Genomic DNA, 11,684 nt, shown 5'->3' with positions numbered 1-11,684 from the left:
CGCCACGCCGCCGATGCGCGCCGGCATCGGGTCGGGGCCTGTCACGGTCAGCGTCCGGCCGTCGCGTTCGACCTGCCAGTCCTGCTGCCCGGCCACCGGCAGCGTTTCGGTCAGCGCGCCGATGTCGCGCCAGGTGGCGACCGGCTGGCCGCCAAGGGCCAGGATGCGGTCGCCGGGCTGCAGGTCGTTGACGATGGCGGGCGGCGCCTCGCTGACGGCGCCCACGCGCACCTCGTCCACGGGCAGGCCCTGGACGATCGCGAAGCCCGCGAAGACCAGGATCGACAGCACGAAATTGAATACCGGCCCCGCCAGCAGCGTCGCGAACCGCGCCCAAAGCGGCGCGCCCTGCAACGTCTGGCGGCGCAGGGCGGGGTCGACAGCGCGCCCCGGCCCGGCACTGGCCGCGTTGTCGTCGCCCAGGAACCGCACATAGCCGCCAAGCGGCAGCGCCGCGACCTGCCACAGCGTCCCGCGACGGTCACGGCGAGAGAACAGGCGCGGGCCAAAGCCCACGCTGAACACCTCGGCCCGGATGCCCGACCAGCGGCCGACGATGTAATGGCCGTATTCGTGGACGGTCACGATGACCGCCAGGGCGGTGACGAAAGCCAGCAGCGTGCCAGCGGTCTGGGCAAAGGCGTCGATCATTGGGCGGCCTTTCGTCGGGCCAGGCCGTCCCAATGCAGGACGGCGGGCAGGTCTTCGGGATCGCGAGCAAAGCCGGGCTGGGCGGACAGCGCCTCCAGCGTGGCCTCGACCCGGGGGGCCATGTCGGTAAAGCGGATGCGCCCGGCGATGAAATCGTCCAGCGCCTGTTCCTTGGCAGCGTTGAAGACCGCACCTGCGGCCCCGCCCGCGGCCATCACCTCGCGCGCAAGGCGCAGGGCGGGCCAGCGCGTCTCGTCGGGGGCGCGGAAGGTCAGGCTGCCAAGCGCGGCCAGATCCAGCGCGGCCACGGGCAGCGGCCGCCGTTCGGGCCAGTGCAGCGCATAGCCGATCGCGTGGCGCATGTCGGGGGCGCCCAGATGGGCTATGGTGCCGCCGTCATGATGGGTGACCATCGCGTGAATGATCGATTCCGGGTGGACCAGAACCTTGATGCGATCGGCGGTCAGGCCGAAGAACTCCTTGGCCTCGATCACCTCCATCGCCTTGTTGAACATCGAGGCGCTGTCGATGGTGATCCGCTGACCCATCGCCCAGTTCGGATGGGTCGATGCCTCGGCCACCGTCGCGGCAGCCAGCCGCTCCAGCGGCCAATCGCGGAACGCGCCGCCCGATGCGGTGATGGTCACATCCTTGACGGATTCGAGCTTATCGAACCCAAGCGCCTGAAACAACGCGGAATGTTCACTGTCGACGGGCAGGATCGTGGCGCCTGACCGCGCGCCGGTATCCCGCAGCAGCGCGCCCGCGCAGACCAGCGATTCCTTGTTGGCCAAGGCCAGCACACAGCCCTGCGACAGCGCCGCCAGACCCGGCGCCAAGCCCGCGGCGCCGACGATGGCCGACAGGATCCAGTCGGCAGGCCGATGCGCGGCCTCGATCAGCGCGGCGTCGCCAGCGGCGGCCTGGACGTCGGTGCCGGCAAGAGCGGTCCGCAGGTCGTCCAGCAGTTCGGGATGCGCGGTGACCGCGATCTGGGCGCGCAGATCGCGCGCCATCTGCGCCAGCCGCGCAATGTTGCGACCGCCGGTCAGGGCCACGACCTGATAGGATTGCGGATCGCGGCGGATCAGATCGACGCCGTTCGCGCCGACCGACCCGGTCGCGCCGAAGATGGAAATGCGTCGCATCGGTCAGTTCACCACGGGCAGTTTCGTCAGAAACCCGATCAGCATGGTCGCCAGAACCGCCCCGGTCACTGCGTCAAAACGATCCATGAAGCCGCCATGCCCCGGTATCAGGTTCGAGCTGTCCTTGACTCCCGCGCGCCGTTTCAGCCAGCTTTCGGCCAGATCGCCCATCTGCCCGGCAAGGCAGACGATGGGGGACACCCAGATCAGCGTCGCGTCGCCCTGCCCCGCCATCCACAGGATCGCGCCGAACAGGCAGGTGCCGATCCAGCCCGCGATGGTGCCCGACCAGGTCTTCTTGGGGCTGAGCGCGGGCCAGAATTTGGGCCCGCCCAGGATGCGGCCGAAGAAATACCCCGCCGTATCCGAGATGATGATGACCCCCATCAGCCACAGGACAAAGTTTAGGCCGTAATTCTCGCGAAACCCAACAAGGCCAAAGGCCACGATCAGGATCGCGATGCCGAAGAGGGTATAGGTCGCGCGGTCGCGCCGTGCCGCGCCTGGCAGCCCCAGCAGGATGGGGACGGCCAACGCCACCCACGCCCAGGGCATGCCGGTCAGCGCGAAGGCCTGCGACACGCCCGCGATCGCGGCCAGCGCGATGGGGCGCGACCGTCCGAACAGCGTCACGTGCCGCGCCGGATTGCGCCAGCCGGTCATGGCCGCCAGCTCCCAGAACGTGATCGCGGAGATGACCGCCATGCCCAGGCGCAGCCACGGTCCCTGCGCCACCGCCAGCATCACGCCGATGCCCAGCAGGACCAAGGTCGAGGCCACGCGACGCGACAGGTCGCCCCATTTGCCGCCCGACTTGCCAGGACCGCCAGCGCCGGGCACGGACCCGGCGGAATGCCGTGCTGAGGTCATGCGCCCCCAAAGCGCCGGTCGCGCAGGCCGAAGCGGTCCAGGATCGTCGCCAGGTGATCGGGGGTGAAGTCGGGCCACAGGGTCGGCGTGAATTCGTATTCCGAATATGCCGCCTGCCAGGGCAGGAAGTTCGAGGTCCGCGTCTCACCGGAGGTGCGGATCACCAGGTCGGGATCGGGATGCCCGGCGGTGTCCATGCAATCGGCCAGGTCGGCCTCGGTCGGGTTGATCACGTCGCCGCGGGCGATGCGTTCGGCCAGACGCCCGGTGGCGCGGACCAGCTCGTCCCGGCCGCCATAGTTGATGGCGACCGTCAGGTTCAGCCGCGTGTTGCCCGCCGTCCGCGCCTCGATCGAGGCCATCAGGTCCTGCAGCTTGCGGTCCAGTCGGCCGCGTTCGCCGATGAAGCGCATCCGCACGCCCTCGGCCGACATGTCCTCGGCCTCGCGCTGGATATAGCGGCGAAAGATCTTCATCAGGCCCAGGACCTCTTCGGTCGAGCGCTTCCAGTTCTCGGTCGAGAAGGCATAGATGGTCAGCCAGTCCACCCCCAGGTCGGGGCAGGCGCGGACGATCTGCTTGACCCGCTCGGCCCCGCGACGGTGACCGACCAGACGCGGCCAGCCGCGTTCGGTGGCCCACCGGCCATTGCCATCCATGATGACCGCGACATGGCGGGGACGGGTCGTCCCCCCAGTTTCGGCAGCTCTCGACAAGCCCCACGCCATCGTCGGATCAGACCTGCATGATTTCGGCCTGCTTGGCCGTCAGCGCCTCGTCGACCGATGCGATCATGCGGTCGGTCAGGGACTGGATTTCGGTCTCGTACAGCTTCTGGTCGTCCTCGGGCATGCCGTTGGCCTTGCCCTTCTTGACCTGGTCCATGCCGTCGCGGCGGACGTTGCGGATCGAGACGCGGGCGCTCTCGGCGTATTGCGCGGCGACCTTGGTCAGCTCGCGGCGACGCTCCTCGTTCAGTTCCGGGATCGGCAGCATGATGATCGTGCCGTTGGTCTGCGGATTGATCCCCAGGCCGCTTTCGCGCAGGGCCTTTTCGACCTTGTTGACCATGCCCTTGTCCCAGATGTTGATCGTGACCATGCGCGGTTCGGGCACGTTGACGGTGCCCAGCTGGTTGATCGGGGTCATCTGGCCATAGGCCTCGACCTGCACCGGCTCGATCATCGAGGCCGAGGCCCGGCCGGTCCGCAGGCTGGCGAATTCGCCCCGCAGGCTTTCCATCGCGCCCTTCATGCGGCGCTCCAGGTCGTCAATATCGATCTCGATGTCCTCAGCCATTGTCGGACTGCCTCTGCTTTGAATTTTTTTCGCTTGTAACGGGAATGCCGCAGCTTGGCAAAGCCTTTGCCCGCCTTTCGGCCCCGTCAGGGATCGTTCCGCGGGGGTTCGCCCGCGGACAGCCGCGCCTCGATCTGGGCCAGCCGGGCCAGGACCTCGTCGCGATAGGCCTCGGTCGCAGCGGTGCCTTCCTCCTGGTGGGCCTCCTGCATCGAATTCACGATCAGACCCACCACAAGGTTCATCACCGCAAAGGTGGTGACCAGGATAAAAGGCAGGAAAAACAGCCAGGCGTTCGGGTGAACCTCCATTACCGGGCGCACGATGCCCATCGACCAGCTTTCCAGCGTCATGATCTGGAACAGCGAATAGGCCGAATTGCCCATGTCCCCGAACCAGTCCGGAAAGGTCGGCCCGAACAGCTTGGTCGCCATGACCGAGAAAATGTAGAAAATGATACCCATCAGCAGGAAGACCGACGCCATGCCGGGCAGCGCGGACAGGAATCCCTCGACCACGCGGCGCAGGCGGGGCGTGACCGACACGATGCGCAGCAGCCGCAGGATGCGCATGGCGCGCAGGACGGACAGACCCTCGGTCGCGGGCAGCACGGCGATTCCCACGACGATGAAGTCGAACACGTTCCAGCCGTCGCGGAAGAACCGCAGCCCGCGGGCATAGAGCTTCAGCCCGATCTCGATCACGAAGATCGCAAGGCACACCCGGTCCAGCGCGATCAGCACGGGGCCGGCCGCCGCCATCACCCGCGGCCAGGTCTCCAGCCCCAGGATCAGCGCGTTGAACAGGATCACGGCCGTGATCACGCCCTGGGCCCGGGGCCCGTGGATGAAGCCGTCGATGCGGCTCCGCAGGCTGGTGGTCATGTCAGTTGTGGACCCGCGTATAGGTGCCGCGGCCTTCCAGGATCGACCGGAACCCGCCCGGCGCGTCCAGAGAGAAGACGATGATCGGCAGCTTGTTGTCGCGGGCCAGCGCGATGGCTGATGCGTCCATCACGCCCAGATGCTTCTGCAAGACCTCGTCATAGCTGACATTGCCGTACCGCTTCGCGTCGGCATGCTTGACCGGGTCCTTGTCATAGACGCCGTCGACCTTGGTGCCCTTGAAGATCGCCTCGCAGTTCATCTCCGACGCGCGCAGGGTGGCTGCGGTGTCGGTGGTGAAATACGGGTTGCCGGTGCCGGCGGCAAAGATCACGATCCGCTTCTTCTCCAGGTGGCGGATGGCGCGGCGACGGATGTAGGGCTCGCAGACCTCGTCCATGCGGATCGCGCTGATGACGCGGCAATGCAGGCCGCGGCTTTCCAGCGACGACTGCATGGCCAGCGCGTTCATGACCGTCGCCAGCATGCCCATATAGTCGGCGGTGGTCCGCTCCATCCCCTGCGCACTGCCCTGCAGGCCGCGGAAGATGTTGCCGCCGCCGATGACCATGCAGACCTCGACGCCCATTGCCTGGACGGCCTCGACCTCGCTGGCGATGCGGGCGACGGTGGGGGGATGCAGGCCGTATCCCTGATCCCCCATCAGCGCCTCGCCCGAGATTTTCAGCATCACGCGGCCATATTGCTTGGGGACTTCGGTGGTCATCGGGGGCTCCTGTCGCCGGCTGCTTTCATCGCGCCGTTAAATGTCGCAAAAGGGCTGCCGGATCAACTGCCCGGATCGGCCATGCGTGACCCTGACCTGACACAGATCGACGCCGCCCGCCACCTGCTGATCGCCGGACCCACCGCCAGCGGCAAATCTGCGCTGGCACTGGCGGTCGCGCGGGCACAGGGCGGCACGGTGGTCAATGCGGATGCCCTGCAGGTCTGGTCCTGCTGGCAGGTGCTGACCGCCCGCCCGTCCGCCGCCGACCTGGCACAGGCGCCCCACGCCCTTTACGGCCATGTCGCGCCGGGCACCGCCTGGTCGGTCGGCGACTGGCTGCGCCAGGTCGCGGCGCTGCGGGGGCGGCTGATCGTGGTGGGCGGCACGGGGCTGTACCTGACCGCGCTGACCCGCGGGCTGGCGCAGATTCCGCCGACGCCCCCCGCCATCCGCGCCACGGCCGATGCGCGCATCGCAAGCGGTGGTCTGGCCGCGATGGTGGCCGAACTGGACCCCCGCACACGCGCGCAGATCGATCTTGCGAACCCGGTCCGCGTCCAGCGCGCGTGGGAGGTTCTGACCGCCACCGGCCGCGGCATCGCCGATTGGCAGGACGACACGCCCCCGCCCCTGCTGGCCCCAGACGACTGTCAGCGCGTGCTGATCACCAGTGACCGCGACTGGCTGGCGGACCGGATCGCCGGGCGATTTCACGCGATGCTGGACCAGGGCGCCCTGGAGGAGGTGCGCGCGATGCTGCCCCTGTGGGACCCGGCCGCGCAATGGGCCAAGGCCATCGGCGCGCCCGATCTGGTCGCCCACCTGCAGGGTCGTGCGACCCTGGCCGAGGCCACCGAACGCGCCATCATCGCCTCACGGCAATATGCCAAGGCGCAGCGGGTCTGGTTCCGCGGCCGGATGCGCGACTGGCAGATGTGGCAGGCGGGCAACGCCGGGCTGATCACGGTTTAATTCCCGGAAACCCATACGGCGTTCATTGAGTTTTCCCACAGATCGGCGATAATCCGCCGATAGGATCCGTGATGTGGGAGGGTGTCATGTCGGTATGGGATCGCTCTGACTGGACCAAGGGGTTTCCGTTCACACCGACCCGGCTGGCGCCGCTTGGTCGGGGCATCCGCGGGCAAGGCGGCCAGATCGACGTCAACGGCCCCCACCTGCAGACCGAAGGCACCGCCCCTATGCCCGTGCAGCGGGCAAGGGCCGCGGACCGCGTGGCCGTTCCGCAGGCGCTGTCCGTCCGCGTGGCGCCCGCCTCGCACCGGTTCGGGCCGCGGCAGGCCAGCCTTCGCCTGCTGCCTGCAGGCGCCTTCACCTGGGGCGGGCGTGCCGTGCCCGTCCAGCCGCGCACGCGCCCCGACCATGTGCTGATCTGGGTGACCGAAGGGCGCATGCGCATCGACTTTCCGCGCAGTGGCGGCATTCTGGCCGCAGGCGACGTCCGCTTCGTCCCCGCCGGAACCGCCTTCGCCGCCCGGCCGCTGGACGGGGCAGAGGGTCAGGTGCTGCTGATCGCGCCCGAACTGACCGCGCAGGTCGATCCGCCCCTGCCCCGTTCGGTGGTTGCGGGATGCCCGGGCAGCGGTGCCACGCTGCTGTCGGCCACCTTGGCCGAACTGATGGCCGAGGCCGCCCGTAGCCCCGATCACCGCACCCTAGGCTGCTATCTGAACATGCTGTCGCTGCGCCTGTCGCGTCTGGACCCGCCGCGGGATCACCGGACCGATCCCGGCGCGGTCCACACGGATCGCCCGCTAGTCGACCGCTTCCTGGCCCTGGCCGCGGTCGAGATGGGGTCGTGCCGGACCCTGGCGGATCTGGCGCAGGACTTGGGCACCACGCTGACCCATCTGGACCACGCCTGCATCGAGGCGCGGGGCCATCGCGCCATCGACCTGCTGCATGAATTGCGGGTGGACCGCGCGGGCGAACTGCTGCGCCATACCGACCGACCCGTTCCGCGCCTGGCTCAGGAGCTGGGCTATGCCAGCCACGCCCATTTCACCCGCGCCTTTGCCGCCGCGACCGGCCGCACGCCCGAGGCGTACCGCAGCCAGATGCGAAACGCCCCACCCCACGATTAGGCTGGGCGCCCAGCAGGGGGTCCGGGGGACGGCCAGTCCCCCGGCGTCGCGGGACGCAAGGGTGCTCAGTCTTCGGCGGGGGTCTCCCGGCCCCTGAACCCGGTGGCCACCACGAATTTCTCGGACGAATCGCTGCGGCTGGCGGGGGGCTTCACGTTCGCGACCTTGGTGAAGTTCTTCTTCAGCATGGTCTGCATGTCGGTCTCGGCACCGCCCGCCAGGACCTTGGCGACGAAAGTGCCGCCCGGCTCCAGCACGTCGAAGGCCAGCTGCGCCGCCGCCTCGACCAGCGCCACGATCCGGTTGTGGTCGGTGTTCTTGTGCCCCGACGACGCCGCCGCCATGTCGGACATCACCACATCCGCAGGTCCGCCCAGCCAGGCCTTGACCTTGTCGTCGGCCCCGTCCTCCAGAAAGTCCAGCACGTGGATCTCGGCCCCCGCGATCGGATCGACCTCCTGCAGGTCCAGGCCCAGCACGCGCCCGACCTTCTTGCCCGATTTCGTGCCCAGGGCGTTCACGCGGGCCACCGCCACCTGGCACCAGCCACCGGGCGCGCAGCCCAGGTCAAGCACCCGCGCGCCGGGCACTAGAAAGCGGTACTTGTCGTCCAGCTCCAAGATCTTGTAGGCCGCGCGCCCGCGGTAGCCCTCGCGCTTGGCGCGGGCCACATAGGGGTCGTTCAGCTGCCGCTCCAGCCACAGGGTGGAGGACAGCTTGCGCCCCTTGGCCGATTTCACCCGCACGCGCAGATCGCGCGCACCGCGGCCGCTGGTCTTGCCGTCCCGGCTGGTCGGTGTCTTCGTCATCTCATGCCACTCCGTTCAAACCTTCCGGCGCCAGCACCCCATCGCGTACCATCTGGGCATAAAGCAACCCCTCGCGCAGGCCCCGATCCGCGACCGACAGCTTGTTCGTGGGCCAGACCCGCATCAGCGTCTGCAGGATCGCGGCGCCCGACATGATCAGCGCATGGCGTTCGCGCCCGATGCGCGGGTCCGTGCGCCGCCCCTCGGGGCCCAGCTGCAGATAGGAATGGATCACCCGGTCGATCTGGTCGCTGGTCATCTCCAGCCCGTCCACCTTGGTCCGGTCATAGCGGCGCAGGCCCAGGAAACTGGCCGCGACCGTGGTGACCGTCCCTGATGTGCCGATGATCTGGAACCCCTCGTCGGGCGATCCGTCCGCATAGGGGGTGAAATTCGCCAGCGCCTCCTCGAAGAACCACGACATCAGCGCGAAGCGGCCCTGGTCGTCCTCGACATCCGCGAACTGGTCGCGCAGCGTCGCGACCCCCAACGGCACGCTGATCCAGTCGACCACGCGGGCGCCGCCCGGCTGCGGGTTCCCGAAGCCGTCCGACAGGCGCATGATCGCGCGGGGTCGCTCCTTGGGCTCCACATCCTCCAGGTCGATCCAGACCAGCTCGGTCGATCCGCCGCCGATGTCGACGACCATCAGCGTCTCGGTCTTGTGGCTGACCAGCGGCGCGCAGCTGATGACGGCCAGCCGTGCCTCCTCCTCGGCGCCGATGATCTCGATGGGCAGGCCGGTCTCGCGCCGGATCGTGCGCAGGAAATCGCGGCTGTTGCGCGCGCGCCGGCATGCCTCGGTCGCCACGAGGCGCATGTTGCGCACCTTGTGCTGATCAAGCTTGCGCTTGCAGACCTGCAGCGCGTGCACGGTACGCGCCATCGAGCTGCGGGACAGGCGTCCCGAAGCTTCCAGCCCCTGACCAAGCTGAACCGGCTTGGAGAAGCTGTCGACGACCTGGAACTGACTGCCCGTCGGTCGGGCAATCAGCATCCGGCAAGAATTCGTTCCCAAATCCAGGGCAGCATACAGCGCCCCTTCATCAGGTTGTCGGGTGCCCGACGGCTCGACCGTATTTCTCGGGAACGCGTCCGCACCCGCAGGACGCTTGGGCGTCATAACACACGCCCTCCGATGACAAGTTGAACAAAACGTAACCTGCCATCGGCGACCATTCAAGGGGCCGCGACCGCCGCGGCCACTTGACGGGCGCGCGGGGGCGCGGCAACCAGAAGCGATGATCGACATCCGTCCCGTTGCCCATCCGATCGGCAAGATCCTGACCGCGATCGGTGGCATGATGCTGGCGCCGATGATGGTCGACTGGTGGCATGGCGACCCGCACTGGATGGTGTTCCTGCAATCGGCGGTGATCACCATGGCGGCGGGCGTCTTCGTCGCGGTGGCGACGGCCGGGCGCTATGACCACCTGTCGCTGCATCAGGCGTTCCTGCTGACGTCGGGGATCTGGCTGGTCCTGCCCCTGTTCGGCGCCCTGCCCTTCATGCTGGGCGCGCCGAACGCGACCTTCACCGACGCGATGTTCGAATCGATGTCAGGCTTCACGACCACCGGCACCACGGTCCTGCCGCAGCTGGATTCGCTGGCGCGCGGCATCCACCTGTGGCGCGCGATCCTGCACTGGGCCGGGGGCCTGGGGATCGTCGTCGTGGCGATGGTCTTCCTGCCGGTGATGAAGGTCGGCGGCATGCAGTTCTTCCGGTCGGAAGGCTTTGACACGCTTGGCAAGGTCCTGCCCCGCGCCGGCCAGATCGCGACCGAGATGACGCAGCTGTACCTGATACTGACCGGGGCCTGCATCATCACCTATCTGATCCTGGGCCTGACCGGGTTCGACGCCGTCGTGCAGGCCTTCAGCACGATCTCGACCGGGGGCTTCTCGAATTACGACGCCAGCTTCGGGGCGTTCCTGGGGCCTGCGGAATGGGCGTCGTCGATCTTCATGGTGCTGGCCTCGATCCCGTTCATCCGCATGGTCCAGCTGATGCGCGGCCAGGCGAAACCGCTGTGGCGTGACATCCAGGTGCGCGCCTATCTGCGCTGGATCGGCTATGCCTGCGTGATCATCCTGCTGTACCGCGTCCTGTGGCTGGGCCAGACCGGTCACCCCGAGGAGATGCTGCGGGAGACCGTGTTCAACGTCATCTCGACCTTCTCGGGGACCGGCTTCGCCTCCACCGACGTGACGCAGTGGGGCCATCTGCCGCTGATGGTCCTGGTGATCTGCGGGCTGATCGGCGGCTGCACCGGATCGACCGGCTGTTCGGTCAAGGTCTTCCGCTATCTGGTCCTGTTCGAGGCCGTGCGCGCCCAGATACGCCGGATGCATTCGCCCCACCGCGTCTATCCGCTGCGCTATGACGGCCAGCCGCTGGAACAGGACGTGGTCGATTCGGTCATGGCGTTCTTCACGCTGTTCTTCCTGACCTTCGGCCTGCTGATCGTGGGACTGTCGCTGACCGGCCTGCACCCGCGCACCGCGCTGACCGCCGCCTGGACCGCCATCGCGAATATCGGCCCCGTCTGGGGCCCCGAGGTGACGCGCAACGGCTCGATCGCGGAATTTCCGACCTCGGCCAAGTGGCTGATGACCGTGGGAATGTTCCTGGGTCGGCTGGAGCTGGTGTCGGTCCTGGTCCTGCTGCTGCCGCGGTTCTGGCGCGACTAGGGCAGCGCGGTGGGCGCGGCGCCGGCATTCGCGCCGGTTCCGTGGCGCGTCAGGCTGTCGCTCAGTTCCGCCTGCAGGCGGGTCTGGGTTTCCGCGTCCGATGCCGGCCAGATCAGCACGAAGCCTTCGGCCCGGCCATCGCGGACCCATCCTTCGGCCGCACCGATATGGGCGTCATTCGCGCCATGCAGGGTCACGTGGCCCGGCTTGACCACACGGTCGGGCCGGGGTACCCAGCCAAGCGCCGTGACCAGACCGGCCAGATCCAGCAGCTCCTGCTGGCCACCCGGCTGGCTGAACAGGATCAGCGCCGCCCCCGATCCGTCCTTCGGACCATAGATCGACAGCGCCCGTTCGGCCCGGTCGAAGGTCAGCGCGCGCAGGGGGGCGGTGACCGTCAGCCCGGTCGCCGCGTCGACCAGCGGTGCCAGCCCCTGCGCCTCGGCCCAAGCCGCGCGGCGTTCCGCCAGCAGCCGCAGCGCCGTGCCCGGATCG

At 68.3% G+C, this 11,684-nt stretch carries 12 protein-coding genes and 1 pseudogene; 3 read left to right on the top strand and 10 right to left on the bottom strand.

The genetic code is table 11. The annotated features are described in order from the left end of the window. The 7 genes from FHD68_RS14525 to pyrH all read right to left on the bottom strand — a co-directional run. Positions 1–651: site-2 protease family protein (locus FHD68_RS14525; RefSeq protein WP_167550412.1), on the bottom strand; the 651-nt coding region annotated here is incomplete at its 3' end. After that, a complete protein-coding gene (gene dxr, locus FHD68_RS14520) occupies positions 648–1,799 on the bottom strand; it encodes a 1-deoxy-D-xylulose-5-phosphate reductoisomerase (protein ID WP_139086096.1) in 1,152 nt (383 codons plus the stop codon). The genes dxr and FHD68_RS14525, both read right to left, overlap by 4 nt. 3 nt (positions 1,800–1,802) lie before the next feature. After that, a complete protein-coding gene (locus FHD68_RS14515; RefSeq protein WP_045999414.1) occupies positions 1,803–2,669 on the bottom strand; it encodes a phosphatidate cytidylyltransferase in 867 nt (288 codons plus the stop codon). Then, the gene (gene uppS / locus FHD68_RS14510) at positions 2,666–3,397 is read right to left on the bottom strand and encodes a polyprenyl diphosphate synthase (protein ID WP_045999415.1); all 732 of its coding nucleotides are present in this window, start codon (positions 3,395–3,397) and stop codon (positions 2,666–2,668) included. The genes FHD68_RS14515 and uppS overlap by 4 nt, the downstream gene beginning before the upstream one ends. Positions 3,398–3,404: 7 nt before the next feature. After that, entirely contained in the window at positions 3,405–3,968 is a 564-nt protein-coding gene (frr, locus tag FHD68_RS14505; protein ID WP_045999416.1) for a ribosome recycling factor, read from the bottom strand. A gap of 86 nt (positions 3,969–4,054) precedes the next feature. Then, the gene (locus FHD68_RS14500) at positions 4,055–4,852 is read right to left on the bottom strand and encodes an ion transporter (RefSeq protein ID WP_127898283.1); all 798 of its coding nucleotides are present in this window, start codon (positions 4,850–4,852) and stop codon (positions 4,055–4,057) included. A 1-nt stretch (position 4,853) separates the two neighbouring features. Continuing rightward, positions 4,854–5,579 carry a UMP kinase gene (gene pyrH, locus FHD68_RS14495; RefSeq protein WP_045999418.1) on the bottom strand — a complete coding sequence of 242 codons (726 nt, stop codon included), beginning with the start codon at positions 5,577–5,579 and terminating at the stop codon, positions 4,854–4,856. Between the two features lie 81 nt (positions 5,580–5,660). Between pyrH and miaA the strand changes: the two genes are divergently transcribed. Together miaA and FHD68_RS14485 are read left to right on the top strand one after the other, a co-directional pair. Beyond that, positions 5,661–6,554 carry a tRNA (adenosine(37)-N6)-dimethylallyltransferase MiaA gene (miaA, locus tag FHD68_RS14490; RefSeq protein WP_127898282.1) on the top strand — a complete coding sequence of 298 codons (894 nt, stop codon included), beginning with the start codon at positions 5,661–5,663 and terminating at the stop codon, positions 6,552–6,554. 86 nt (positions 6,555–6,640) lie between these two features. Further along, positions 6,641–7,687 (top strand): helix-turn-helix transcriptional regulator, encoded by a 1,047-nt coding sequence (locus FHD68_RS14485; RefSeq protein ID WP_164871415.1) that lies wholly within the window; start codon positions 6,641–6,643, stop codon positions 7,685–7,687. A gap of 65 nt (positions 7,688–7,752) precedes the next feature. Here the strand turns inward: FHD68_RS14485 and FHD68_RS14480 are convergent, their stop codons facing one another. After that, positions 7,753–8,496, bottom strand: coding sequence for an RlmE family RNA methyltransferase (locus FHD68_RS14480; protein WP_045999420.1), 744 nt, complete (start codon positions 8,494–8,496; stop codon positions 7,753–7,755). A gap of 1 nt (position 8,497) precedes the next feature. Continuing rightward, positions 8,498–9,619, bottom strand: a complete 1,122-nt coding sequence (locus tag FHD68_RS14475; protein ID WP_042245371.1) for a Ppx/GppA phosphatase family protein — start codon at positions 9,617–9,619, stop codon at positions 8,498–8,500. Between the two features lie 118 nt (positions 9,620–9,737). Here FHD68_RS14475 and FHD68_RS14470 point away from each other — a divergent pair, with 118 nt between their 5' ends. Beyond that, positions 9,738–11,189 (top strand): TrkH family potassium uptake protein, encoded by a 1,452-nt coding sequence (locus FHD68_RS14470; protein ID WP_139086094.1) that lies wholly within the window; start codon positions 9,738–9,740, stop codon positions 11,187–11,189. On the opposite strand, the pseudogene FHD68_RS14465 reads toward FHD68_RS14470, so the two are convergent. Further along, positions 11,186–11,684, bottom strand: a pseudogene (locus FHD68_RS14465) (peptidoglycan-binding domain-containing protein); the annotation flags it as partial. The gene FHD68_RS14470 and the pseudogene FHD68_RS14465 overlap by 4 nt on opposite strands.

Origin of the sequence: Paracoccus marcusii (genome assembly GCF_006151785.1) — a bacterium.
Lineage (GTDB): Bacteria > Pseudomonadota > Alphaproteobacteria > Rhodobacterales > Rhodobacteraceae > Paracoccus > Paracoccus marcusii.
This window is presented reverse-complemented; position numbering and strand designations above follow the sequence as displayed.

Coding starts and splice junctions, on each gene's coding strand:
- FHD68_RS14470 (WP_139086094.1), top strand. CDS start 9,738: ATGATCGACATCCGTCCCGTTGCCCATCCGATCGGCAAGATCCTGACC.
- FHD68_RS14485 (WP_164871415.1), top strand. CDS start 6,641: ATGTCGGTATGGGATCGCTCTGACTGGACCAAGGGGTTTCCGTTCACA.
- uppS (WP_045999415.1), bottom strand. CDS start 3,397: ATGGCGTGGGGCTTGTCGAGAGCTGCCGAAACTGGGGGGACGACCCGT.
- miaA (WP_127898282.1), top strand. CDS start 5,661: ATGCGTGACCCTGACCTGACACAGATCGACGCCGCCCGCCACCTGCTG.
- dxr (WP_139086096.1), bottom strand. CDS start 1,799: ATGCGACGCATTTCCATCTTCGGCGCGACCGGGTCGGTCGGCGCGAAC.
- FHD68_RS14515 (WP_045999414.1), bottom strand. CDS start 2,669: ATGACCTCAGCACGGCATTCCGCCGGGTCCGTGCCCGGCGCTGGCGGT.
- frr (WP_045999416.1), bottom strand. CDS start 3,968: ATGGCTGAGGACATCGAGATCGATATTGACGACCTGGAGCGCCGCATG.
- FHD68_RS14475 (WP_042245371.1), bottom strand. CDS start 9,619: ATGACGCCCAAGCGTCCTGCGGGTGCGGACGCGTTCCCGAGAAATACG.
- FHD68_RS14480 (WP_045999420.1), bottom strand. CDS start 8,496: ATGACGAAGACACCGACCAGCCGGGACGGCAAGACCAGCGGCCGCGGT.
- pyrH (WP_045999418.1), bottom strand. CDS start 5,579: ATGACCACCGAAGTCCCCAAGCAATATGGCCGCGTGATGCTGAAAATC.
- FHD68_RS14500 (WP_127898283.1), bottom strand. CDS start 4,852: ATGACCACCAGCCTGCGGAGCCGCATCGACGGCTTCATCCACGGGCCC.